Below are 26,803 nucleotides of genomic sequence, written 5' to 3' on the forward strand. Positions count from 1 at the left end.
TTTTCGAAAGGATAACGTTTTTTACACTTCTTTTATTCATAAGTTCTAAAACATCAATTCAGGAATGTGCAAATGGTTTTTTAATAAGTTCCAAGTCTCATCTAGAATCGGTTTTGGTGGTATGTAAATAATTGTTCCATCTCGTCCTCTTGTTAAAATAACTCTATATGCATTGAGTTTAATTTGGAATGGATCTTCGACACCCCATTGATAGTGTCGTCCTTTCCAAGCCCTATTTTGTAGATAAAGATCATCATCCCAATGAACGAGCGCCATATCTAGTTCAAGTCCTTGTGTTTGAAATTCAGTTGCGCTGTAGTTGAGATTTTTACAATAGTATTGAGACCCTGGATAGTTAAAGTATTGAGCGATTTTACTAGGCCTTTCATACCGTTCATCTCGTGGTAGAACAGGGACTTCTTTTTGACGATCAGCGCCACCAGCACAGACGACACCAACTGTTTTTGTATCATCCTGATAAAGCTGATTTAAAGTAATTTTTGCTTTGTCTAAATCACGCGTAATAAAAAGCTGATAATGTTCCTTTGGTAGGTTATGAATAAGCAGTTTCGTTTGTTCGAAATTAATATCTAATAAAGTATTAATAATTTCATAGTATTTTAAAGCTGCATGAGCACGGAAAGATGAGTTTAAATGTAGCTGAGAATGAGTTCTATAATGTGCTGCATTTGTGAATAAAGAATTAGGGTGTTTCGAGTGAACAGTCACGTTTTTTCCAGCGATCGCAGTATTCCACAGCGGGAGACCGCCTTCTTCCCCGGAATAGATCTCTTGACCTTCCCCAATTAAGCCAATTGTTACACTCCACGGCTTATTATGTGTCGTAATATTCATTATAATATCCGGTTCACTTAAGTGTTGGGCTTCTCGCTTTCTTCGAGTGAGTGATTGGTCGACTTTTTTGGTATCCCATGCTCGCTGTGCCTCATCAAAAATGATAATTTGTTCTTTTGGAATCATTTTCTTTTCCAGAAAATCCATTTTATATCCATATAGACCTTGTACGAACGTTCTATTTTTCAACGTGTCTTGTAATACGTCTACTAATGGCCCGTTACCAGATAAATAAACTGCATTTTTCATTTCATGTGCAATGGTCAGACCCAAATATGTTTTACCTGCTCCTGGCTCACCAGATACTAATATTAAGTGATGGGTATTTGTATTTTGTGCTTCTTGAATAATTGTGCGTATAGTTTGTTGTACTTTTGGAAAATTACTGCTTGATATTGCTTTAATGTCAGGGAGTGGTTCATTATGTAAAATGGAACGAGCAGCTTCTAGCATAGAAGGTGAAGGTTCATAGAAACCATTGACTATTTCCTCTAGCGTCAAAGTTTGTACTTCTGTTTTATCTAATATTCGGTTAATAATAATTTCCAATCCATCCACTGTTGAAAGGGTTACTTGATAATCTTTTTGGAATTCCCATTGTTCACCTTCATAGTTTGTAAGCAGTAGAACACCTATGACTTGCATGTTAGATTGTTGAATAGCTGAGTGATAATGCTGGAGATCACGCATATAAAGTGATGTTTGAATGTATTCAGAAGGTGAAACGTGATTATAACTTTTACATTCGATGACTATCAAATAACCATTGATTAATAAAAGTATATCTGGACGACGGCCACCTCCGCGTAAAATCTCATATTCAAAAATAAGTGATGCATCTAAATTAGAAAATCGATTAAATAAATCTTGTAGCTTATTGTAACTATCAATCCATGCTCTCTTTTGAGAAGCTATTTTGGTATCATCTGCATTGGTTTTATAAACATGATATTGCAATTGTTTAATGAATGATCTTAAATCTAATTCTTTAAATTGTTCAATAGTTCCAGCCCAGCCATAGTTCAAGATAAATGCCTCCTTAAGAAGTAGTAGAATATATGTAAACCTTTTAATTTTATACATATAGCAAACTTATTCGAAATTGTTCTTCTTTCTGTGAAACTTCGTGACTTTGTTCTAAATCTATATTAGCATTTGTGTATATAAAGTGAAAATAAGAGGGGCTACCATATGAAAATAAAAAAAATAACATATAGCATGATGATTAGTTTACTACTATTAACATCATGTGATATATCGAATAAAGAAATTGAACAAAAAGCACAAAATTATACAAAATCGGAGTATGGTCTTTCTGTTAAACTAGATCAAGTTGAAACAATTGGAAACGGTAAGAATATACTGGGACCAGATGTACGAATAGCCCATGTACAGCAAGTAGATAAACCGTATTTACAATTTCAATTATCTTTCGATGGACAAGTTTCCCCAAAAGTAGTTCATGATAATTATAAAATAAAAAAAGAAGCGAATGATTTAAAAGAAAAATTCAATACATATTATGCTGGAAAAGGAAATAACGATATATTTACTTTTGATCAAATGTATACAGGAGATGCTGTTTTCGATAAAAAGGCTGAAGCAGAAATAGAAAAGAAAAATTCAAAGAAATATGTTACAGCAGTTTTTAGAAGTAACACCTTTTTGGATGTAAACAATCCCTTACATACGAAAAATTAGCGGAGCTTGCAAGAAGTGTCCAAGCATTTAATAAAACAAATGAAAATAATAAGAGTAGCGTGGAAGATATAACGGTTGAGCTGCCAAATGCTAAGAAGGAATTATTACAAAATATTGTAGTAGATTATGTATTAACGGCTGAAAATGCAAAAAAGACACTTGAGAAAAAAGAGGATTATATGAAAGCATTACAGCATACAAAGTAAAATGGTAGAGTTAAGGAATACGACATTACAATCAAGCGATATTATGTACAGGTAAAGTGAAAACAGTTTTTTTATATGTATGGAAAAGTAGTAGTTTCAATGAAAATAAAACTACTACTTTTTTCTTTCATTTTTATAGGGGAGAGGAACTGAGTGAAAATAAGGTTTCTAGTAGAGTTGTTGTATTAAAAATTCACTTTGAATCAGGAGGTAATTTGCTAAACTCACTATGTTGTTCATTACCTTCTAGATTCATACTTGTTTGATAAGATGAAAATCCTTTATACGTTTTTTTTTCCATTGCCACAAGTCATTACTTTGATTAAATTCACCATAGTAATAATTGTAATCAAGTTTATTTCCTGTGTTTTTATTAAAATTATTGCTAATAAATATACGGCTATTACTTGCATAGATGTGGTTATTAGTAATTACGTTGTAGCGGGTATCGTAATTTAATTCGATTTGCCCACTCTCTTGATCTTTTGTATCATTTGAGAAAGCAATCCCCAAAAAAACTATTATGGTTAAAGTAGTTGTAAATAAAATTAATCTTGATGCCAATTATCTTCGTAAATTAATGGGAGAGGATAGAATCTTATTTAAATTCATGCAAGATAAGCAACTTTATAAATTAGCTCATCTAGCGAAAGAGAACCCTAGTTGGGTAAAGATGCCTAGGTTATTGAATATGTCTCAACTTGATTATTATAGGAAGAGAAATAAGGATTTATGTGAACTTACTTATAAATTATAAGTTAGAAATTGAAGTAGAAGTAGCAGGGTAAGGTATAGGGGGGATACCATGAAAATTTGGTATCCTTTTTGTTTGAAAATTTTAATCCTATAATATAAATTTATGGATATTGTGTTTTTATGATTTTATTGTTAATATTTTACTTGAATATCAATGTAGGAGGGATAATTATGAAAAAAGTATATTTTTTTGCAGTAATTTTTGTTGTAATTACAGTGTTATTGAATATCTTTATGCAACCAATAGTGGATAGTATAGGGATTGCTACTATGTATATCGCAATATTAATTTTTTATGCATTATATGCTCTAAGCTTTATTATAATTGCTGATACTGCAAAATGGATTACTAAAGGAGGAATAGGAGGTATATACGGAAGAAGGAAAAAAGATGTAACAATATATCAATGGACTGGTAATACAAAAGATTTGGATGAACAATTAAAAATTTTAATTGGATGCAAGAAGGTTTCAGGAGATGTTATTGATAATATGGGGGTTATAAAGGAAAGAATTAGATACTATTTTAAGGATGATAAAAGTAAGATGAAGAGATTTAAAGCATATTTAAATGTAGTGGAAAAAGATAGTACGCCAATAGTTATTCAAACATTTATCATGGCTATATTCTCATCAGCATTTGCTAGTACCTTGGTTACAGGTAACATTAAGCACGTTATACAGTTTTTTATCCCTATATCAAAAGATGGTGTAGGAATTGAAATATCTGGTTTATTTTACTATACTACAGGTGTTATTTTTCTATTAATTCTTATTATAATTATGATTTCATTTCTTATAAGTTTTACGGATAGAACTCGGATTAGAATTATTCAAGAAGCAATTGATATATATCTAGATGAGAACGAAAAATCTTCTATTTAACTAGTAAGTCACCTGTTACGGTGACTTTTTCTGTAAATTAAATTCAAAAATATTTTTACGGAGAGAATGAAATTATGGGACAAGTAGTGAGAGAACTATACACCCTAAGTAAAAAACATAAAGTTGAAATAAAAAAGCGAAGAGTTGGTTTGTATACAACAGAAGTTCGAAGATATATGGAATATTGTGGATGTTAGTTTTTGGACTCGATGTCGCAAGGAGTGTATTTGATAGATGATGATGTGATTTCTATTATCAAGCTGAGATATACAGGCCGATTGAAATGGCTTGATGTTATGGAGCATCATAACATTGACGAGAGGACAGCACACAGGTAATATAAGGCGTTTAAGTTCAGACGGCTATATTATGTTTTCTTTGATGAATAATGAGACCACTTATAATTGAACAGTCTTCTTTATCTTAATATTTTGATAGTGAAAATAAAAATGTTACAATCTGTCTATAATATCAATAGGGTATATGGAGGAATCTTAAATGAACGAATTAGCTAATCTCAAAGCGTTGAGAGATGATATGAAGTCAAAAGATGAAAACTTTGATATTTTTAAATTTCAATATAAAAAAAGAAATTATTTTGTGATAGTAGAAGTTTTTAATCAAGATAAAAAACCACAATATGCGCTTGCAAAATTAATATTTTTGCGGGCTAACAACGTAGCAGATAAGTTTGAAACATGGGCAAAGTCAAATGGATTTTATAAAAATGATACTAAAAAAACCAGAGAGTTTTTTGGTATTGAGTATGGCAATATTGGTACTATATTTCAAACTCTATACAAAGCTTTAGGTGAGGTAGTACCAAAAAGTTTTAACAAAGATAGAAAAGATGAAAGAGATAACAAAATCGCCTTAACAGAGCATGTTATAGCTAGTGATCCAAAAGATCCAAATAAAAAATATTGTTTTGATGTAGGGAGAACTAGGGGGAATCGAAGTCCTTATAATGATGAAAAGACTAAATTACTGAGACCAGAACTTTATGAAGTTTTAGGGAGATATAAGGAACTCAGTTTTTCTTATTCGGCAGATAAAGGCGAAGAAAAAGATACTCCTACAATAATTGCCAATTATACTGAAAGAAATAAAAATAGATAATAAAGGGATGTTTCCATTCTTTAATTTTAATTAAAAAGTATAATAGTTTTTATTTTAATAGGGTTTGTCAGTACTGACAGCGCTTTTTCTGATATGATCTAGTAAGAAAGGCAGATAAAACTTTACTAGAACATCAGAGAGTGAGTGAGTAAATGGCAGAAAACGATCATATCATTGCCATTGAATATATTGAAATGCATATCCGTGAAATCATAAAATAAAGCACCCTGTACTTTACAAGGTGCTTTACTCATATTTTCAACTCTACGCACGGCAGTGCAGATATAAATCAACTAACGCAAGTATGAATAAACTTAAATTTTGTACAAAGCCCATTTTACAAGGCTAAACAGCTGTAAGTTTATGTGAGTAAACTAGTAGATTACACCATACCAACGTAATGAGTATGTAGATGAGCTAGCTACAAGACTTGAGCAAGGTATATGGGAGTTATGTGAATAGCATGCTTCTTTCCAAGATAAAAAAGGAATCCATATCTAGAAGCACATTACGTGGAATGACTATTCCAAAGCGAGAAAGATGCAATTTATCATCGGAAGTCGCAGTCGCATGTTTTAAACCTACATGAAGATATTTACAAATTATTTAAAAAATATTGTAGTATAAACAAGAAGACGAGAAGTAGAGATTATAAGTATTAAATAAGATGTGAAAGAAGTGACGATTCATGAAGAAGAAAGTATCGGTTGTTGGAGCTGTCATTTTTAATGAGAGGAATGAGGTCCTATGTGCATTACGTTCTCCTAAAATGTCATTACCGAACTATTGGGAATTTCCAGGTGGGAAAATTAATGAAGGGGAAATGCCTCAAGAAGCATTGGTGCGTGAGATTAAAGAAGAACTAGGGTGTTTAATTACCGTAGGTGAAAAAATAGAAGAAGTGGATTATGAATATGAGAATATTATAGTTCATCTTGCTACTTATAAGGCATACATAGAATCCGGTATACCTAAGGCGCTTGAGCATGAAGAGATCAAGTGGGTTCAAGTTGAAAATTTATTAGAGTTAAAATGGGCACCGGCGGATATTCCGACTGTGGATATTTTGAGCATAGAATTTTAATTTCTGTCTAGATTTAGCTGAGCAGTCAACATTCTATTTTGTCTTTAAATAAAAGAATATACACCCTTTAGTAAGCCGGTGTATGTTCTTTTATAAAGAATTTTTACGGAAAATAATAGTTAAATTACATAATTACCTATTTGATATTGGCTTATATTTGATTTCTGTGGAATCCAGTTTCCTTTTAACCCATTGCTTTTTAAGAATTCTCCAATTTTACTCTTCAAAATGATCATTATCATCACCTGTTGAGTTATTCCATATTGTAAGGGAAATCACCTTCCCAATAAAATTTATATAGATAGGCAAAACTCCTTTTTTCCAGGCCATATACCTAAATCAAGACCAAGAGGAATCAGAGGGACAATAAAAAGGGAGAGGAAGCACATGAGTTGACAATATTCACATTGTAATGAAAAAGACCTCTATTTTACTGTAAAGTAATAGAGGTCTTTTATTCGAATGTTTCGCTTTGTTAAATTTTATAATTGTATTTTAGTAACTTTTTTCGTCTTTGGATTTACAGCAAACCATCCTAATGTAGCCGTATGATCGGGATGATCTTCATACACTTGGATAATAAAATTACCATTCTCATCGTCGTTATTATATTGTACTACTACATCTGATGAGAAATTAAATTGTCGTCGTACAAGGTCTTCAGCTTCGTGTTCAGTTATTTCACCTGTATCTGTAACTGTGTCGTGTTGTTTCTTAGTTTCTTCTTTTGTTTTTTCTTGTTCCGCTTTTTTCTTTTCTTGCGCAGCTTGTTCTTTTTCTGCTTTCTCTTTTCTTATCTTTTCCTGTTCATCTTCATGTTGTTTCTTCGCTGTAATCGCTTCATTCATTAATGTTGTTGCTTCACTTACAAGTTGTGGTGATTCTTTTCTATCAGCTATTGTTTTGAAAGCTTGATAGGCTTCATCATATTTTTGTTGGTTTAATAAATCTTTCCCCGATTGAATTTCTTTTTTTGTTGATTCTTGTTGTTCTTGAGAACTCTTAGCAGATTTGATGATTTTATCAGCTTGTTCTTTTGCAGATTTGAATATTTTATCATCCGTTTTTTCTTTCGTAACTTTTTCAGCATTTGCAATTGCCACTTCGTATTTTTCTTCTTTCAATGCAGTAGCACTGTCTTTCATATCATTTGCTAATCGAATGTATTTCTGAATGTCATCTGTTGATTTATCCTTAGCGGCTTTTTCGAAAGAGTTAACAGCATCTGCATATTCCCCTTTTTCAATGGCCTTTTTACCTGAATCAACTTGCTCATCATACATTTTTGGGCTGCACCCACTTGCTACAATTAACAAACCTAAAACTGTTGCCATAACTTTTTTCACAACAATTCCCCCTTTTGTAATCTATATTTTAATTTATTTAGATATACTTATCAATCAGAGGAACTCCATTTCTTCGAGATATAAAACTGTGAATATGTTGGAGTATTAGATTCCTTATAGGTAATGTCGTATGTCGATTGATCTAAGATTCTGAAGTAGCGCCGAAGTGTTTAATTAGTTATTATTTTCGTTTTGAGGAAAAATGTATTGTAAACTTGATAGCGAGGGGATACCACACACTTTTTAATGTCCCCCATTTTTTAGTGTAATTGTATTAAATATCGAAACTTTGAAATATGAAAAGACTACAAAGTTTTCTTAAAAAAGCATTTTGCGATTTTCTGATCTTTTTTTGCCTAGTCAAAAATCAATTGTGCTTATTTTCGGGCCAACAGTACGATAAAAGGTCAGCCATTGACCTTTTACGTTGATATATGTTTCAATGATTCTTCAAGAGTCATTTGTTTGGGGTAACATCGGATCCGCTTATCCAATTTGGGGTCATATTGATGAGCTTAACGCATAATCGTTGTATGATAAATGGTATAAATTATTTCTTTTTTGTTTTTTATAAAACAAAAAAGGAATGTGATAAGTGGGAAAGAGAGTATTTATTTTATGATTGATGTATAGAAAAAGTTGTAGAATCATAAAAAATGCCTTTCCAAGGTAACTTTGAAACTAAGAAAATCTCATATGAAATTGCTATCGGAGGGTTGAGAAGATATGATTTATAGCCCTGTTGAGTGTGCGCGAATGGTAATTGGAAGTTACATGTTTTAAATCTAAATGAAGATGTTTTGACATTCTTATCTTTAAACGGTAATTCTTGACTAAAAATCTTCAATGTATATCCTATGTTTGGTTTGATATTTTATTTTAGTTATCTTACTCAATAAATTTATTTGTTGTAAAATGAAGAAAAAGGGGACGTAAAAATGGATTCCGAGGTTGTATATGAAAGAAAAATATTAGTGTTTTTTGATGTGCTAGGTTTCAAAGAAATGGTATTAACAAAGTACAAAAATAATCCTGAAAAAATAGAAGAAATATTAACAACTATGCATTTACTCGCTCATTCTCATTATCCGTCTGAATTAATAGTTTTTTCAGATTCAGTTATAAACATTTTAGAATTTAAGCCTCACTTGGAAGAATACGGTCAAACTTTTTCTGATTATCTAAACGTCATCGTTGGTGAAATCTCAGCAATCCAAATGAAAATGATAAGCTTATATGGCGTTTTGATTAGAGGATCAATTGTCTTAGGAGACATTAGATACAAAAGTGATAGGAATTTACTGTTTGGTCCAGCACTTATTCATGCGTATGAATTAGAGTCAAAACATAGTATATATCCTAGATTCATTTTAGACCAAAAAATTATTAATTTAATAAAAGAAGATGTCAATGGTATGGATCTAAGTCGAGATGTAGATGGTCATTATTTTGTGGATTCATTTAAATGGCTTGTGAAATTAGAAGCAGAAAAAGAATTTTTAGCACCTATTAAACAAAAAATCGAAACTGAAATAAATAAATTAGATGAAACCAAAAATTTAGGAGTATTAAGTAAGTACCATTGGTTTTTAAATAAAATTATTGAAAGAGAGCAATGTAATTTAAAAAAATACATTTAGCCCAGTAATATTAAATCGTTTCATAAATGAATGATATCTTTGAAATACAAGGAATATATATTTAACCACAAGTGATGAACAGAATCAAAAAGTGGTAAATTATCTATATTTCAAGATGCAATCTAAAAAAGCCGAAATATCACCTAATAAAAGGGATGTTTCGGTTTTTTTCTTGAATGGTTTAACCTAGGTAAATGATAGTACATAATTGCAATTATGTTACAATATTTTTAAGTTCATGTACATTTCAAATTATGAGCAATAGAAGTAGTTTTGTTCATAGACTATTTAATTTATGACAGAAGGTAACTTGGGCAGATATTAAACTACAGTTGGTGAGAAATATGATTGTGTTTGGAAAAGTATCATGGTTTGGTGGTTACAATCGTAAGACAGGGCAGGAAAATGATTATGGTTTTATTGAAACAAATGATGGCACCTCTTATTTTGTACATAAATCAGCTATTCTACAAGGAACAATTTTGCGAGAGGGGGATTGGGTAGAATTTACGCCACGACATCAAAGGGTAAAAAACAAAGAGAAAAAGGATGCTCAAAATGTAAAGACAGTTGCTCTACATTCTGATTTTCCATTGAGAAAATTGTTATTGTCAGGTCAATTTGCTTTAGTGGAAACTGTATTGATTCAAGCTATTATGCAGGAGAATGATATACAGCTTGCTGAAAAATGGTTTGCACAATGGCTGGAGTTTCATAGTAGTAACGATCCAAATTGTGAAAAGTCTTATTTTGCTGCAGGAATAATAAATCCTGATTTTCTTCGACGGTTAGCTGAGCTGGTGAAGGATACAATGTGGGAGAATTACCCTCCAAAATGGGGATTGGAATTTTATCAAAAAGTGCCAATATTTGATGTTGCTAGAGAAAGTGAAAGCCGAATTCAACATGTAAATGGATGGCTGAATAAGCAATCAATGAGCTTCTTACAGGAGGTTTTGTACCAGTTTCCTGAATGGCTTCGTACATGGAACCGTCTCTTGCATAAGCTAAAGGATTGGCTTTCACAGGTTCCATTTAGTGAAAAAAAGAAGTATAGATATTCCATTCCTGACGACATAAAGGAAAGGCTGAATTTATGGTATTTGTTTGAAGGAGAGAAGTTCCACACCGCCTTCTCTAAGTATTGGAGTTCCATTGAAAATGACGAGACTTTAAGGGGGAAATGTTTAAACCGATGGTTGCAATGTTTACACGAAGGAGAGTTTGAAAAAAGCTGGACTATATCTCTAACTGGCGAATTGGAACAATGGGCCCTAAAGCGCCAAAAGCTGAATCTATATATACCACAAAACTGGGACATTGGTACTTTGTATGGAAATTATTATATAAGAAGTCCTTGGCGTAGTCCTATACAAGTTAAAGTTCCAATTAGCTGTGCGTGGAAGGACCTTCCTGTTTCCTTCTTTGAGTTATTGTCCATAAAAATAAAAAACGAAGAAGTTGATCTGGATATTCCTATTGAGGCATGGGCACTTTATCTACGGAATTTTGAGCCAACTGGAAGGGCCATTGTTTGGCTACGAAAGAAATGGATGGTTATTCATCAGGCCCAAAAGCTTACAGTTTTCTGTTTGCTGGGAGAAAATTGGTTTTCTATACAGCAGCTTTATCCTGATTTAGGGAGTATTGAGGCCCTATTACTATGGGAAGATACAATCGATTTATCAGTAAAGGCCTCATGGTGGGACCAGCTTGATGTAATTGGTAAATGTTCTTGGTATATCTTGGCTTTCCAAAGGGGATATAGAAATTTGAATTTTCTTGAGGAAAATGTAACAGATCCGCTTTTGAAATCATTTCAGTTACTGTATAAGCATTATTTGGGATTGCAACCGCTTGATTTTGCTCAATGGCAATCTTTATTACAAGATTACTATATTAATTTGGCAAAGAATTTCAATGAGAAATTACTCAAAGAAAGCAAGTGGCTTTGGCCTGCTTGCGACCATAAAGAATGTAATTTTTGCGAAGGTAAGCCGTGGAAGAGAGGGAAAGAGGATATTAACCAAATAAGTAGAGCGTATTGCCCAAGAACAAAGAAAGAATGTTCATTGGCAATAAGTGAACAGGACATCGGATCCCGTTTTCGAAGTTACAAGGGTTTGCCAAGCCATTGGTTAAATTGGCGTACGCCTGAAATATTCAGCTTCTTGCAAATACAGGTCCCATTTGAGTACTTCACCCGTTTTGGTGGATGGCTGAATCGTCTTCTGGAGTTGCAGGAACGCCTGAAATGTAGCGGATGTAAAGAGCCAATGATTAATGATTTCGACTACAGTAAGGACTTCAAGGCAGGATACTCCATGACAGTTGCCACCTGTTATCAGCGGCATACACCTGGCCATCATGATAATGAAATTTACTTTAATGATTGTTGGAATCGTCAAGATTGCAACCAAATGATTGATTCACGCGATAATAGAGTAAGGGATATGAAGGACCGCACTATAAATCCAGGACTTGAAACTTATCGGAATTATTATTTGTGCACTGGATGCGGTGCGGCAAAGGCTCCCAAGTATTACCCTGGTTATATTGAATATTCTGGAGTAAATAAGGAGAGATGGGATTTTGCTAATATGCAAGGTCATTTCAAGGGCTGGTATTATGTACCTGGTGATATATGTCCAAATTGCGGGTTAGAGAACATGAAACGTTTTTCAAAAGGGAATGGACAAAGCAATACACACGCTAAATGTAATCATTGTTCTCATACCATTCGAATTCCTAAAATATTTATCCCTATTGTTGAATTATGGGAACAGTATAAGCGCAAAAGTTGATATGTGAGCCAGTTCTAAATAATAAAGAATACGATAATTTAATGCAGTGCACTAAAGCTTTCCTATTAAATGCTATGGAGGGTGTGGAAACTAGTATGAGTGGTAATATTATGACTCTAACGAATAGAGAATTAAATAAAAAGGCAAAAGAAATTGTAAAAGAGAAGTTTAAAGAATATGATGCTAAGATTATTGAAAAAGATAGAATCTTTTCAGTAATAACAAAAGAAGGTAAAGAAATAAAAGTTTTAGTAAAATCTATTAGAAGACCTACGGAATATGTCTTAATCTTAAAGAAACATATGAATGCGAGTCAGGATAATTTTTACATAGCCTTGGTAATCTTTTCAGGAGAGAATACGCCCGAATTATTTTTAATTCCTGCAACAGCTTTCTTGGAACCAAATGATTTACTTAGGGATAGACCTAAGTATAAAGAGCCTGAGTTTGGTATGAATGTATCAAATAAAAACATGCCTTTATTAAATATCTATAATTTTACCAACTTTTTCAATAAAATCTAAAAGTAGACTAAAAGAGAATTATTGATCAACTTTTGACCAAAAGGTTAATCTTTTAAAAAGAAATAAAAGTTTGCAACGTAAAAAATCCCTTTGACTATCAAAGGGATTTTTTATGTGATCCTGAATGGATTCTAACCAGCGACCTCCAGGCTGTCAAGATAAGAAGCATATATTTTACGTTTCAGGAATATCGAACGTAAAGGTAGTTGTATCAATGGTTTATACGGTATTCTATATTTTTTTATGCAAATCCTGTAACGTAGAAAAATGAAATTTCTTGACCAGAATCTTGACCAGTTTTTAATTAGTCTCGTATAAATTTCTAAAGGAAGGGCGGTATTAAAGTGTAGTGAATATACCTGTTTGTTACCATTCAATACATCAGATTAACTAGGGGATACCTGTGGACGGTAGGTTTATTTATATCCTAAATGAACGTTTTGAATCAAAATTATTTAGCAGCACGTTTTCTTTTAATTAATGATAAGAAACCTTTGTTGAATGGTCAGCATTGAAAAATGATGTTGCCGTGTATCACACATGTAGATGATAATTTATTAAGAAAAGTTTAAGGAAAGAAAAAGAAGGTATATACTTTTTAATTAAATTAAAGCTAACTATTTTAATTTATCGATAATATCTTCTGTTATTTGCGCAAAAGTCATACCCTTTGTATAAATGATATGTTTTGCAAGTTTTTCGTTAAAACCACTTTTTAAGATGTTTTTATTTGAATTACAAACCATATTAAAAATAGTTGCATCTTGAATCATCCGTGCATTCATTTGCTTTAATTCTTCCTTACTCTCTTCTATATCAGCAGACGGTATTAATAAAAAAATATTTGATATTGGAGCTAATATTTTATCAATTTCGTTAAATGTTGCATCATCTAGAAAAAATGTGTGAAAACAGCCGAAATCCAAGATACAATTTTCAGTTGCATTTTCTTCTAAAACTTTTTTTGTGATAAAAAATCGCCCTTTTGGTGAATTTCTTAATTCAATATCTGCAATGTTCTTACCTTCATCATCTAACGAAATATATTTTTTATTTAATTTCTCTGCAAGAATTTTTGCTACAGTAGTTTTTCCTATCCCTCTTGGACCGATTAAAATAATGTTCAATGCTATTCTCCTTTCGTAATCAAATAGTAAGGCGCCATAGAGTAACCTTCGTAAATTCGCAATTAAATTATTTTATATAGGGTTGAGTGTATTATAAAACTCATCGTCATACAAAATTTTTGTATAAAAATTTGTCCTCCTTGCACTACACCTTAGGATAGAGTCTAATATAACCCAGGAATGAGGATTATCATTATAAAGATATGTCTATATTCAAAATAAATTAGCGCTTACTCTTCAAGTAAATGATTTAAGATTTTAACAGTATGTAATGGTTTTAATGCCCTATACTGTTAAATAGAAGCGATTATCACTTGGTTATCAGAAAAATCCTCCATCAAAATATTCATTGTTTCCTGAATAAATTAATTGCTATTATCTAAACTAAGCTACACACTCCACATGTGTAGATTGCTAACAGTAGTACAAACTAACAATTAAAGGAGATGTAGTGGTAATCAATAATTTTCATTTGATAAAGTCCTTGCTGATACAACGGTTCATGGTAGTTATTTTAAGATATAAGTAAAATCTTATTTATTTCACTTTCTAATTTTCTTAGCAACTAGTAGAACAATTGGTACAATTGCAGTAAGTATCCCCCCAATCTTTCCTGTTAAATTGCCCATTTTTGTTTTACAGCGAGTACAAAAAAGTTCATTCTTAGTTAATGGTCTTCCACATTTTTTACATTTATTCAAAATTTGCTACCTCCTCTTTTAACAACAATTGTTCTCCTGTAATTTCTATTTCTATATATTTTGAATTTAATTTATGAATATGGAAATCAATCATTTCTATAATCGTCTCAGGATTTTTGTACCACGAGTCTTGACTCTCAGAGTTGGGATTATACGGCAAAAATTCAGCTACCTTCCTCATTTTACTCGAATATTCCTTGATACACTCTTTTAAAGGTGGGAAAGATTCTTGTAATGCGTTGACTTCCCCCAACTCTTCATAAACTAAAGCAATATAATTTGAAGATTTTATTATATTATCAAATATTAACTGTGTTTCAAGAAACTTAGTTTCAATTTTATTTATATCAATTTTATTAATTATTGAATAGAAGAATTGCTTAAAAGAAGATTGGGGTAACTTATTTATAAATTTAGTTTTGCTCTCTAAAGATTCAATTAGTTGCCTGCGCCCTTTATTCAATTCGGATACAGCTTGAGTGAGCAATTGATTTCTTACGGTTATATCATTAACTAGTAACGCTTGTTTATATGTGTCTACAGCACCTTTAATTATACCCATACGATCAGTAAGTTGGCCTTGTAACACATCTGCTACTTGTTCGTTAAGCAATTCTAATTGCTCTAAAACTGCAGCTATTGTTGATTGAAGGGCTATATTATTTACATTACTAAAATTGGTAGGATCAGTTTCTTCTAACCTTGCCTGACATATAAATGAACCTTTCTGGTCTTTTATAGTAGGTAGCTGCATCCCAGTTTTATCGAAATTCCATTCTGCACTCCCATCTTCTAATCTCTTACTAATATCTTTAGGAATTATCACTCTATAGAAGCCATCTTTTTCTATAGCTCTTTGGGCCTCATTAAAGGACGTCACTTTCTTAAAACCATTTATAATACGATTCAAATTAATATCGTATCGTTGACTCAGTTGTTTTTTAGATAATTCAAAAGTGTTGTCCGTAGAGGATTTAAAAGTAATCTTATTTTGAACATTGTAAGTTTGTTCATTATTCATTTTATACCTCGCCACAAATTAGAATTCTTTAGATACCACACTGCTTTAAATCTATGTTTTTTCAATAAATTGTATTTTAATTTTAGCATTTCTAGAAATAAATATGTTTAGAAGTTTTATAATTAATGGAATTTATGATAAAAACTAAAGACACAACCATAGTTTCTATTAAGAAAAGCTACGATAAATGATTATTTCTATACTCTTTTTCCTATTCAAGAATAGCACTTATCTGTTTACAGGCATTGCATGGAACTAGACCTTATGGAGTAGTCGAAAACATAATTGTTCATGAGAATTATTGTAGTAAGAATATTGGGCGAAAACTATTAGAATATGTTGAGGATTATTGTAGATTAATAAATTGTCATAGAATTATGCTTCTGAGTAATTCAACTCGAGAAAGAGCACATCAGTTTTTTGAAAGGGAAGGATTTAGCTGATCAATTAGTAAAGGGTTTGAAAAATATTTATAATTATATAATCGTTTTTCCCTTGAGGTCAGAATACTTGCAGTGCTGATAATTATCCTTTATAGCCAGCTTTTTCATCATTTTCAATTGAAGCGTTTTTATCAGAAATAAATCCTTTATTGAGTGCTTGAAGAATAAGGGATTCAATTACAGATTCAAGGATAGATGACTTGCTTAATTTTTCAATTAAACGTGCATAGGAAACTTCAGATGGAGTCGCTGATAAACAAAAAACACAATCTTAACGGAAAATAAAATCATTTTTCAAACATTTTACTAAGTCTTTTATAGTTTGAATCCAATCAATTTTGAAATAACCGTAAACATTGCTATATCAACGTTTTGTAGTATCTTATATGATGTAATAAGTAAGCTACCAGTAACAATGGAGTGGGAATAAGAGTATTAAATAAATTGATCTGTGGAAGCTTATTTTGAAGTGTTTTCTACATCTATTGAAATGTAAAAAAGCTTGAAAATAAATAGTTCCCCCAAAAAAGCCCCCCAGTTCTTATAAATGTCTAAGCTTTTGGGTTCTTTCTTAATGAATAACAAAAGGAATGACGTATGAATAGACGTACGTCATTTTCTTTATTTCAAAGTTTCTACAAGCTTTAATTAACTGTGACATAATAAGTGAAAGTGTTTTTTAGGATGGACAATAAGTATTATACAATTAAAAAATAAAATCAAAACTATTGTCTCACGTTCACTTTTGTTTGTTGTGTAGGTATTAAGGTATCAATCTCCAATTTAAGGTTATTAAGAAAGATAATTGAATTTATGAGTTTTTAGTATAATTGTAATGATAAACTAAAATGTAAAATAAAAGTAAGTGTTGTGTAAGTATAAAAAAATGTGAGAAACTTATATAACTGGGTAATAGGTGTAGATTAAAGACATAAAATGAAGGGATGAATTAATAGATGAGTTTTCCTCAAGATGTTAGTTTATTTAGAAATCAAGTTATTCAGATGAATGATTTGCAAAATGTAGATGTAAAATATACATTCTTTTACGACGAAACAAATAATCCTAAAAAGTTTAGAATTACAACTGAGGGATTTAACGTAAATGAAAATGAATTTTTTATTCTTGGAGGGATTGCATATCGAAGTGAGAATCAAATTTCGGATGAAAAAGTCAATGCTTTATTTTCTGAGTTAATGACTCAGAAAAATATGAAAGAGATAAAATTTAAGCAAGCTTCAAAAGGTGCAAAAGATTTTTATTCAACAATGAAAGCAAAGAAAATAGCTTTAGTGTTGAAATGACTAGAAGAAAATGGAATTTGGATTCATTACTCTTATAGAGATAATCTGCATTACGTAATAGTAGATTTAATAGATTCTCTGGGGGAGGTTTACCATTTACCTATTGAATTGATTCATCAGATGAAAACTGTTTTGTACAAATATATCAAACTCGATCAAGAGGATTTTGTATATATATTAAGAAATTATAATTATCCTAATGTTACGGATGTAAATGGTTTTATTTGGAGTATTTTGGATTGGCTTTTTGACAAAGAGTTTGATAATTGGGAAGAGGATTTTTTAATTGAATACTTCCGTCAATCCTTAAAAGCTAACAGAAAAGATGGGCTTGAATTGTTGAAAGATAATACAAGTCTTGAATTGATCTCTTCATTTGAGGATATTTATTTAAATAGAATAATTATTTTTAGTAATTCATTCCACTATTTTGATGAAGAGGCAACTATTGAAGAAAAGTTAAGTAATCTACAAATGGTAATAAATGATAAACCACTCAATAACTATGAATTTGTACATTCACATGAAAATAAATTTACACAGGTCTGTGACATAGTGGTTGGAATAATAAGAACTTGGTTAACTTATATTAATAAATCTAGCCTTGAAAAAATTAAAGAAGATTTTTTAAATTGCAGTGAGGAAGAATTAGATAATGTTGTGAGGTTTGTTGATATAATGAATAATTCTCGACAAGAGAATAAAGCTTTTGAGCATTGGTCGACAGATTTACATATAGCGAAAAAAATCAGCTATTTTCTTGATCTGGTTAGTTTAAGAGGGAAAAACATTAATTCTAGAATTTAAAAAAATCTTAATTAGATTATCAAAATAATTATATTTATAAAACAGAGAAACATTAACAAAAAAGGGAATGAACCAAATGCTAAAATGTAGCGGTAGGTTCATTTCTTTTAAAAAAAAGTAAAACATGGAGGCGGAATATATGGAAATGACTTGTTTGGGATGTAAAAAGGAATATACTGGTTACGAAGAAAGAATAGGTCAGTATATAGCTAATGGAATGATTTTAGCTATTGAAAATGGAGTACCGAAAGAAAGTCTCTATGAGATGCCGACTACTTATTTCATTCCAGATATAGAGCTGTATTGTGATAATTGTATTGCAAAAATTAAAACTGTTGAAGATAGTGTGGACAACCTTCTTTTAAAAGTTTCTTCTAAAAACGTGGATGTCAACAAAAAATTAGATAAACACAGTGATTTCTTTTGGAATCAATCTACTGATTCAGAGGATGATAAAGAAAAATTTGTTTTTTTATTTTCCTATATTGAAGAGTGTTTTAGTTTGAGTTCTGAAATAGCTAGTGAGCTCAAATATTTATTTAATCGTTTTGAAGACCATACAGTAGTTAACTTTGATAATTTCTCATACATGTTTTATTTTAGAAATGTAACATTGAAATCTATTAGTCTTATTGAGAAGTTAACAATTTTTTATAGCGTTGCTTTTAATGTTGAATTTAGAAAGAATAAAATTCAAAATAAATATGAGTTTTTGCTAAAGCAACTAAGGAAAATTCCCTCCTTTCAAGATAAAAAATTTTATGAAATGATGAATAAATTCAGAAAAAAGGGAGATTCCTTTAACCTTGAAGATACAAGAAAATCATTAGATCATGACCTTTCTTACAATAACGGAGTTGAAATGATTGGTGTACTGGATAAAATAGATATTATATATAATCTAGTATGCATGTGCTATGATTTGTTTGACGAAATGATTACATTGGTTCTTAACGTATATAAAAATATTCAGATTCCTTCTGATTATTCTAATTTAAAATATCAAGATGCCTCGATTATATCAGTTCAATATCCAAATCCTGAAGACACATATGCGTTTTCTCAAACATTTGGTGAAAGAGTTCATCAATTTAATAAAGCATTTTTAAAAGACGGAATTTTAGGTGAAAATTCAAAAAGGGTTTTTGATATTTTGAATCGTTTAAATGAAATTTCGAGAACTCATGTAATAGTTAACAATTTAATTACTGCAGCTATAGATAATAACTGGAAGTTTAAAGACGTTTTAATTGAGGAGTTATGTGAAAAAAATTATGATTCATTGATTAATGATATAATTTATCGTATTTATGCTGTTAATGATAAACTTGCAAGGTTATTAGTCAATAAATATAATTTGTTTACTGAAAGTAAATATATTTATTTTGACGATTTTCAAGATGTAATTAATGATAAAAATAATGAACAGATTATCATTAATAATAAAGACGTATTTACTAATTTAGATATTTTCTTATGTTCAAAAGAATATAAGTTCTTAACAAATAACCGTAATAGAATTTTTCATATTCGAAATGATCAAAATAATTTTATTGAATCAGAAGAAGAAAGTTTTAATATCTTTAGACTTAATAATATTCAAGAGTATTACAGTTACATGAATAAAATTATGATTCCAATTTTAAACGATATTAAACCGTAGCGAAATAATATAAAATTTGATAATTTATAGTAATACCCACCAAAATACTATAACTATAATGATAATAGCTTTAAATCAGTGTTTGTTAACAACCTGCAATATTAAGAGTGGGAATAAAATATATACTTGATTAAATGAGAAAAGGCCTACCAAAAGGATTTGTCGATTTGATAAATCCTTTTAGTAGGCTTATTTTTAAATAGTTTCCTACTTTTTAAGTGTGGAGATAGCAAATAAAAAAGAATATCTTGGAAAGGTTTATTGGGATGGAGAAAGTCATTTTTATCTTGATGGCACTGTTGAAAAAAAGCGGCAATATTTCGGTCTTAAAATATGATACTGAAAAGAAAAGATATTCAACCTTTGAATAGTATGGAATTAAAGTAAAAAGGTATCTGAGGCACAATCGTTAATAGTCTGTGCCTCTTTTTATTGATTTTAGATGAAGAGTAATGATCTATCACTAATTTGAGTGGTTTCGATCTGAACTTTATTAATGTGATTTTATAAGCTGGGTAGTAGAATACTATGCGGATGTACTAGATGGCACGCACTGGTCTGTTCGAATTGAATATGATACCCACCATGAAATTAAAAGGATAGTAATGATTTTCCTGCGAAGTGGACAAAATTTTGTAAGGTAGTTGCGAAAGTAAGTGATGGGGAGTTTTACTAGAACAAGAGCCGTAAAAATGTCATCTATTATTTCCAGTGATGATTAACGGAACGAAAACAACATGAGGAGAGTAGCAAAATGACAACAGAAGTAAGTACAAGTATTGTAAGGGATTATTTTGAATCATTAGGCATCACAGAGACAAAAGAGGAAGAGCGTTTTTGAGAAGATGTACATGCAGCTGATCCACTATTAGCAGAAAAAATGAATCTTCTCATCACAAACCGCTCTATTTCTAAGAATCATATGATTTATGAAGTGAAAAACGAAACATTACCTTTCAGTCTAGCGTTTGCTTCGTATACAGGAGACTTGCATCGGAACTACGGTACATGGATAGCTGATAAAGATTTGAAACCGCAAAGAATCTTAGAAATCGGAGGTATTTGGGATTGATCAATCGAAAGCAGGCATTGCTTGTGCAGAAGAGCTAGCAGCACACCTTGGATTAGAAAACGTGACTTTCCATTGTGTTGACTTTACTGAGATAGGGAACATTTTCCCTACAGGGCACTTCGATCACATTAAATTGGTACGCTGCTTCCATGAAATCATAGGCCCAACACCGATTCCGCAATATTGGAAACTAGAAGACTATTTGACAGAACAACCTACATTTGGACCCAAAGATTATTTTGCTATTGTAACATCGCTTTTAAGTGAAACCGGCTTGTATTTGTCATGTGAACGGCTGGAAAATCCGGTGAATACAGGACAGTGGGCAAATATGTTTGCAAGAAGCAGGGCTTTATATCCAATGGGATGAAAGTGATGTTATCAGCTTTCATGAGCTTGATGCCTTCAAAAAAGTACCTGTGATTATCGCAACAAAATATGATACAGGCATGACGACAATGGAAGGACTGGAAAAACTGGAAAAACTGTATAAACGAGAGAAGAATCTGTCTACTCTGCTTGGATATTCTCTCACTGGTGCAGCTGCAGAGTTTCTGTATAATCAATTTGAAAATACTGCATTTCAATCTGGTACAATTATTGACTTTACCAATCATTGGTATGTATTTCGTTTTTAGATTTGGGAAACGACCGATGTATTACTTGCGTATGGGTATGGCAACATGGGGCATCGTCACCTGGATATCCTACCAAAGGATGCGTGGATAGAGGCAGAAGAAAAGCGAAACGAATTCTTATCACAGTACGGAGATTATGGGGAGGTATATCACTACAGCAGTTTAGAAGATCGGCTGTTGTAAGATGAAGAAAATTGTTCATCGCAATTCTTGATCTTTTTTCGGTGAAGAAAGTGAGCGGTATAAGTGATGGATATGTTGACCTTTCTAAATTAGAGAAAGGTCAAAGCAGAAAAGAAGATAAAAGAACGAATTTAACTTTCTATATTTTATATAAATATTAAGATTAAATGATAATGTATGTATTTCATAAAAAATACACCAGGACACAATCGTTGACCGAAAAACCCTGTTATTGACCAAATCTTGACCAAACAGCAAAAAGTTTATTTTTCAAAAAGAGACAAAGGTCTGCTACATAAAGAAAACCCCTTGACTATCAAGGGGTTTTTCGTATGACCCCGGAGTGGCTTGAACTCACGACCTCCACCCTGTCAAGGTGTCACTAAGGATCGTTAGTTTAACGTAAGTCAAATCGTAAGTCAGCGCTAGTTACGAATGCCGTCATATCAACGTTTGTGGCTAAATAGTTATACGTCCGTCTCGTTTTCTATTATTAATTATAGCGTGTAGCACCGCCAAACTGCAAGACGTTAGGGCGCACTACTGTTTCTTTTGCGGTTAAGTTCTACGTCTGTTTTTTTTATTACATTTTCAGATATTACTTCTATCGAAGAAACGTGAAAAAATTATGAAATTTGACTAACAAAAAAACATCACTAACTAAGATAGATGAAAATATAGACAATTATGGATAACTATGATAGTGGTAAAGGTGATATAGCTAGATATAGATTAAGACCTTAGAGGGGGAAATGAAGAAATGGACAAACAAGGGCGTATAGAGTTAATAAATAGTAGGCATATGGTGAATAATTCATTTGGGGTAATTGATGAAGTAGGAATCTCTTCTTTAGCTGCTGAATGTGAGGTGTCAGTAGTAACAATTAAAAAAGATTTAAAAGAAATGGGTTGCATTATTTATAAAAGAAAAAATCCTAAAATAAAAGATTTAAGTGAATATGAAGCAATCGTTGAGCAGCTGTCATTAAAAATAGTAAAACGAATGCCTAGATATGCTCAAAAAAGGTCAGTGAGAGAGAGTATTGGTAAAAAGAATTGGAATAAAGTTAGAACGGTTATGTTAGAGAAATATAATCGTAGATGCTCTGTATGTGGTTTTAAACCAGAAGATACAGGTATGCTTGAAGTTCATGAACAGTGGGAATACGATGAAAATAAAATTGTATTAAAGTTAGTGGAACTTTCACTGTTATGTACATATTGCCATAGTTTTCAACATTTAGAGCATACAGCTATGCTTAGAATAAGACGTGAAACGTGGGGAGAAGATCGCCACAAGCTAAACATACATTTCATGAAAACGAATCAATGCACGCAAGATGTATTACAGGCTAGTCTATCTTTATCAGCTAAAAAGTTACGAGATGCTATGTTTCAAGAACATGATGCAATAATGGACATGCAACCGAATGAAGTAGCAGAGTACAGAAAAAGAAAGAAACAGTTAGAAACTGCAAATTGGTTTTACTGGATATTTGAAGATATGCCACTGCGTGATGAAGTCATAGTAGCATTGAAGAACAAAAACAAAACAGTTGTAAATGAGTAGTCCTGCATATTCGTAGGGGAAAATATATGTTGTTAGGAAGGTTGTAAATGATTGAATTACAGGATATTTGTAATTTTTAAGATGTCTCTCCTCAGTAGTTAGGAAGTCACATATGTGGCTTCTTTTTTTGATTTCTCCGTTACAAAAACGAATTAGGGTCGGATTTACTAGTGTAAGGCAACTTAATAAACAATTGGAGGTGAATATTCGATGGTCACAGCAACAACAGTTAAAGTTGTACGGGCGTAATTAGCACAGAGAATGTGCTTTGTCTCTGTAATTAAGGACGGAAGTAGATCAGTATCTTGTTTTTCACATATTGAGTAGAAAAGTTACAATTAGAAAATTTTAGAAATGAGGAGAAGAATTATGAAAAATGATTACATTCACCATGAAAATGGTACTACATCCATCTATATTAAATGTCTTGATTTTCTTCTTGAGATGCGTATTAGTACAGTTGATTTTCTTCTTGAGATGCGTATTAGTACAGTTGATTTTCATATTTTAGAAAGGCGTGGCTATAGCATTTGCGCTAAATGGTCTCAAGATAGCCGTACTTTTTACGTTATGAGCAGGGGGAAGTATATTCATCGGCTATTAAAAGGTGAGCCAAAAGGAATGCACGTACATCATAAAGACGGCAATGGATTGAATAACACTCGTGAAAATTTAGAGGTCTTGACGCCAAGTGAACATAGAAGAAAACGACGCACAAAGGAACCGATTATTGGAGATCCAAAAAAAGGTGTGAAAGCCCATATTCTCAGTAAAGCAGAGTTAAATAAGAAGAAGTGTGATAGGCGCTATTGGTTTCGACTTGATGTCAATGGGGTTTATTACGGTACATTCGACAATACAACTGAGTTGAGCTTATCAACCAATATTTCTGACATGGTGGTGAACAGAAAATGGACAGATGAGCAGATATACGCAAAAATTTTACCGCTTGGACATGATAAAGAGTATGTAGCGGTCATTAACAAAAAAGTACGGAGATTTTTTAGGACGCCTGATTCATCCAAAGTGAAGGAGAAGCCTTCTAAACGAAAGGAACGGTTTAAGAAATGATGTATCATAGGGGGATTTCCACGTTGTGGTTCCAGCAATCAAGCAAAGAGTTGCCTTTTAATTTATATAAAGGAGGAAATATAAGTGTCGCGATATTCACTATTTGATAACGAAACGGGGGAGATTGTAGAAGAGATAAGGGGAAGATTTATTTCTGAAGAGCAGGATCAAGCATTTCGTAAGAAGCTTGCAAAACAAAACGGACGCTGTGAAGGATTTACATTCATGAACATAGAGGCTGTACAAGAGATTGTCGAACAATTGTCTACTGAGGATTTGGGGCGATTACTATATTTGCAGACATACATTTATTACGATAGTGTCTTAGTGATAGGGCAGAAACATAAACCGATGACCAAAAGGGAGATTCAACAACTTATCGGACTTGAACGTCATGCATTTGGTCAATTTATGAAGCGACTGTTGTTTCAGAACATCCTGATAGAGAATATAGATGGATCATTTTCAATGAACGAACTGTACCATTTTAAAGGTTCTACATCTGGCAGACAATGCGTTAAAGTATTTTGTACAAGAATACGAGAGTTATATCGTAGTAAGTCTCTTACGGTTGCTGATTTGGGTATTATGTACCGATTAGCGCCATACATTCATTACGAGACAAATATTTTATGTACTGATCCGTCAGAAGTAGATATAACGAAAGCTAAGCCGTTAAGTCAGACGGAAATTATGATAATAACCGGATTAAAGGAACGAGCTGTACGTAATAAACTACAAAAAATGCAGTTCAATGGAATGCGTGTGTTTGTAGAAGAGCAGAATGGACGGAATAAGCATTACAAGTTGAATCCATTACTATTATATCGAAAAGATGGAAGTTCAGATCAATCTGAAATAGGTGTGTTTAAGTTATCATAACGTATAATACCGGCACTTCGAGTTCCATTTTTATGCTACCATCGGTATTTCAGATACCATCGAAAAAGTAAGCTTAGCCCTACAGTACCAAGCGATGCAGCTATTTAATGGTTGAAATTATATCTTAATCTTGAACGTAATAACCTTCACCTAAAAAGCCTAACGGCTCATCGGTTCGGTCTGCACCAAAGCTTATCAGCTTCTGTGGCAGTCAATTAAATAATATATTTTAGTGTGAATCCTGCCTATCTAGGTAGGGTTCAGCTGAGCGTTAGCGAGGCTTATGACGTTTTTTACGAATTAAACGTAATATACGTATAACTGATACGGTACATTTGTACTATTACGTTCTATTGAATGGTGAGTCGATTATAATTGTTGGTTAGCTCAATAACGAAAAATTTGTCACTTTCGAATGCGACAAAAAATTATTTAGTTTATGAACGATAAAAAGCTTAGTGCAGTCCGTCCGAATACGTCACTTTCCAAAATATCGAGGGGTATTATTCAATTGTTAATTTATCTTTGGAAATCTAGGTGTACCAAGCATTCTGCTAATCATGTGAAATTAGTTGTAAAGGAAAAACGCTTAACGGTATGACATTGATCATAAAGCGGATATTGACGCCAAAAAGATCTCTGTCGTAATTAATATAGAACAGCAATGGTCACTAAATGAAAGTGTGTGAACAAACAGAGTGAACAACCAAATCACTGGTCGTTCACGAACCGTTTGGAATGTGAACGATATAAGAAGGAAAAAGAACACCAATACGCCACAAACCTCATAAGGACAGGCATTGAGACACCGAACGAACGCGCCACCACCACCGCCACCCCAGCACAAGAGCGGCGCACGATCACCAGCGCACTACGCCTGGTGTATAACACACATTCGCACCAAAATTACGAACTTCGACGACTGGTAACGGATGGGTACCTCCCCCCAGCTGCAAATGACGGATCAGTGCAATAACGTATGTCGCAAAAAAAAAAATTTTAAAAATTTACGGTACCTCGAAGGAGAATTAAAAAAACTTTTGGATATACGTATACACTCGGAAAAGTAGTACGGGTGAATACATATAGCGAGGTAATTACATATGGGATTTTATAAACGCACGAAGAATGACAAAACGAAGGTAACGAAAGCAGACGGCTCAAAAGAAGAAATGGACAAAAGTATTATAGACGAATTTGGCGGTATCGCAACAATCATATTAGCAACGGCTATCGGGATAGTGTTGGTGATGCATCCGGAATATTTAGTCGACACGGTCGCACATCTGAAAGGGTTACTGAAGAAATAGTCGGACACTCGTCGGTTGGCGGCCAGGACGCGGGGTACGTCTTAAAGTCGATATTCTATAATTTTAGGTGCCATATCGATACAAAAGGAAC

General features: G+C 32.3%; 21 protein-coding genes and 4 pseudogenes. 19 read left to right on the forward strand and 6 right to left on the reverse strand.

The window, feature by feature from the left end; genetic code table 11:
• Positions 1-45 precede the first annotated feature (45 nt).
• Complete coding sequence (locus COK05_RS08860) at positions 46-1,881, reverse strand: DNA/RNA helicase domain-containing protein (RefSeq protein WP_098612284.1); 1,836 nt, start codon at positions 1,879-1,881, stop codon at positions 46-48.
• A gap of 165 nt (positions 1,882-2,046) precedes the next feature.
• Here COK05_RS08860 and COK05_RS08865 point away from each other — a divergent pair.
• Positions 2,047-2,762 (forward strand): annotated as a pseudogene (locus COK05_RS08865) (hypothetical protein).
• Between the two features lie 193 nt (positions 2,763-2,955).
• On the opposite strand, the pseudogene COK05_RS08870 reads toward COK05_RS08865, so the two are convergent.
• A pseudogene (locus COK05_RS08870) lies at positions 2,956-3,269 on the reverse strand (DUF5123 domain-containing protein); the annotation flags it as partial.
• A 109-nt stretch (positions 3,270-3,378) separates the two neighbouring features.
• On the opposite strand from COK05_RS08870, the pseudogene COK05_RS32140 reads away from it, so the two are divergent.
• The 4 genes and pseudogenes from COK05_RS32140 to COK05_RS08890 form a co-directional block, all read left to right on the forward strand.
• A pseudogene (locus COK05_RS32140) lies at positions 3,379-3,519 on the forward strand (ArpU family transcriptional regulator); the annotation flags it as partial.
• Between the two features lie 170 nt (positions 3,520-3,689).
• Positions 3,690-4,403, forward strand: a complete 714-nt coding sequence (locus COK05_RS08880; RefSeq protein WP_255290314.1) for a hypothetical protein — start codon at positions 3,690-3,692, stop codon at positions 4,401-4,403.
• Between the two features lie 498 nt (positions 4,404-4,901).
• Positions 4,902-5,522 (forward strand): DUF6037 family protein, encoded by a 621-nt coding sequence (locus COK05_RS08885; RefSeq protein ID WP_025117891.1) that lies wholly within the window; start codon positions 4,902-4,904, stop codon positions 5,520-5,522.
• Between the two features lie 688 nt (positions 5,523-6,210).
• On the forward strand, positions 6,211-6,606 hold the full coding sequence (locus COK05_RS08890) for a (deoxy)nucleoside triphosphate pyrophosphohydrolase (RefSeq protein WP_098612286.1): 396 nt from the start codon (positions 6,211-6,213) through the stop codon (positions 6,604-6,606).
• Positions 6,607-7,088: 482 nt separating this feature from the next.
• Here the strand turns inward: COK05_RS08890 and COK05_RS08900 are convergent, their stop codons facing one another.
• Both COK05_RS08900 and COK05_RS31660 read right to left on the reverse strand, forming a co-directional pair.
• Complete coding sequence (locus COK05_RS08900) at positions 7,089-7,952, reverse strand: hypothetical protein (protein ID WP_098612287.1); 864 nt, start codon at positions 7,950-7,952, stop codon at positions 7,089-7,091.
• Positions 7,953-8,260: 308 nt separating this feature from the next.
• A pseudogene (locus COK05_RS31660) lies at positions 8,261-8,497 on the reverse strand (DDE-type integrase/transposase/recombinase); the annotation flags it as partial.
• 393 nt (positions 8,498-8,890) lie between these two features.
• Here COK05_RS31660 and COK05_RS08905 point away from each other — a divergent pair.
• From COK05_RS08905 to COK05_RS08915, 3 genes are all read left to right on the forward strand, one after another.
• Positions 8,891-9,592, forward strand: coding sequence for a hypothetical protein (locus tag COK05_RS08905; protein ID WP_098612288.1), 702 nt, complete (start codon positions 8,891-8,893; stop codon positions 9,590-9,592).
• 344 nt (positions 9,593-9,936) lie between these two features.
• Positions 9,937-12,396: a cold-shock protein gene (locus COK05_RS08910; protein ID WP_098612289.1), complete on the forward strand. Its 2,460-nt coding sequence runs from the start codon at positions 9,937-9,939 to the stop codon at positions 12,394-12,396.
• A gap of 95 nt (positions 12,397-12,491) precedes the next feature.
• Positions 12,492-12,920 (forward strand): hypothetical protein, encoded by a 429-nt coding sequence (locus COK05_RS08915; RefSeq protein WP_176539423.1) that lies wholly within the window; start codon positions 12,492-12,494, stop codon positions 12,918-12,920.
• 617 nt (positions 12,921-13,537) lie between these two features.
• Here COK05_RS08915 and COK05_RS08920 read toward each other — a convergent pair.
• Entirely contained in the window at positions 13,538-14,047 is a 510-nt protein-coding gene (locus COK05_RS08920) for a shikimate kinase (protein WP_176539424.1), read from the reverse strand.
• A 693-nt stretch (positions 14,048-14,740) separates the two neighbouring features.
• Entirely contained in the window at positions 14,741-15,769 is a 1,029-nt protein-coding gene (locus tag COK05_RS08925; protein ID WP_098612292.1) for a hypothetical protein, read from the reverse strand.
• Positions 15,770-15,999: 230 nt separating this feature from the next.
• On the opposite strand from COK05_RS08925, the gene COK05_RS32035 reads away from it, so the two are divergent.
• The 11 genes from COK05_RS32035 (at position 16,000) to COK05_RS08985 (ending at position 26,712) form a co-directional block, all read left to right on the forward strand.
• The gene (locus COK05_RS32035) at positions 16,000-16,212 is read left to right on the forward strand and encodes a GNAT family N-acetyltransferase (protein WP_369680715.1); all 213 of its coding nucleotides are present in this window, start codon (positions 16,000-16,002) and stop codon (positions 16,210-16,212) included.
• Between the two features lie 956 nt (positions 16,213-17,168).
• Positions 17,169-17,516 carry a hypothetical protein gene (locus COK05_RS08935; protein ID WP_098612294.1) on the forward strand — a complete coding sequence of 116 codons (348 nt, stop codon included), beginning with the start codon at positions 17,169-17,171 and terminating at the stop codon, positions 17,514-17,516.
• 132 nt (positions 17,517-17,648) lie between these two features.
• Positions 17,649-18,323, forward strand: a complete 675-nt coding sequence (locus COK05_RS08940) for a DUF3800 domain-containing protein (protein ID WP_176539427.1) — start codon at positions 17,649-17,651, stop codon at positions 18,321-18,323.
• A gap of 139 nt (positions 18,324-18,462) precedes the next feature.
• On the forward strand, positions 18,463-19,986 hold the full coding sequence (locus tag COK05_RS08945) for a hypothetical protein (RefSeq protein ID WP_098612296.1): 1,524 nt from the start codon (positions 18,463-18,465) through the stop codon (positions 19,984-19,986).
• 880 nt (positions 19,987-20,866) lie between these two features.
• Entirely contained in the window at positions 20,867-21,058 is a 192-nt protein-coding gene (locus tag COK05_RS08955; RefSeq protein WP_098612297.1) for a hypothetical protein, read from the forward strand.
• Between the two features lie 16 nt (positions 21,059-21,074).
• Positions 21,075-21,428, forward strand: coding sequence for a hypothetical protein (locus tag COK05_RS32040; RefSeq protein WP_369680716.1), 354 nt, complete (start codon positions 21,075-21,077; stop codon positions 21,426-21,428).
• Complete coding sequence (locus COK05_RS08965; protein WP_098612299.1) at positions 21,394-21,696, forward strand: hypothetical protein; 303 nt, start codon at positions 21,394-21,396, stop codon at positions 21,694-21,696. Before COK05_RS32040 ends, COK05_RS08965 begins: the two co-directional genes overlap by 35 nt.
• Positions 21,697-22,639: 943 nt before the next feature.
• Entirely contained in the window at positions 22,640-23,449 is an 810-nt protein-coding gene (locus COK05_RS08970; protein ID WP_098612300.1) for a hypothetical protein, read from the forward strand.
• A gap of 369 nt (positions 23,450-23,818) precedes the next feature.
• A complete protein-coding gene (locus COK05_RS08975; protein WP_176539428.1) occupies positions 23,819-24,520 on the forward strand; it encodes an HNH endonuclease signature motif containing protein in 702 nt (233 codons plus the stop codon).
• 84 nt (positions 24,521-24,604) lie between these two features.
• On the forward strand, positions 24,605-25,402 hold the full coding sequence (locus tag COK05_RS31665) for a hypothetical protein (protein ID WP_255290315.1): 798 nt from the start codon (positions 24,605-24,607) through the stop codon (positions 25,400-25,402).
• A gap of 1,103 nt (positions 25,403-26,505) precedes the next feature.
• Entirely contained in the window at positions 26,506-26,712 is a 207-nt protein-coding gene (locus tag COK05_RS08985; protein ID WP_098612302.1) for a hypothetical protein, read from the forward strand.
• Positions 26,713-26,803: the final 91 nt, after the last annotated feature.

It is taken from the genome of Bacillus cereus (assembly GCF_002567495.1).
Taxonomy (GTDB): Bacteria; Bacillota; Bacilli; order Bacillales; family Bacillaceae_G; genus Bacillus_A; species Bacillus_A cereus_AQ.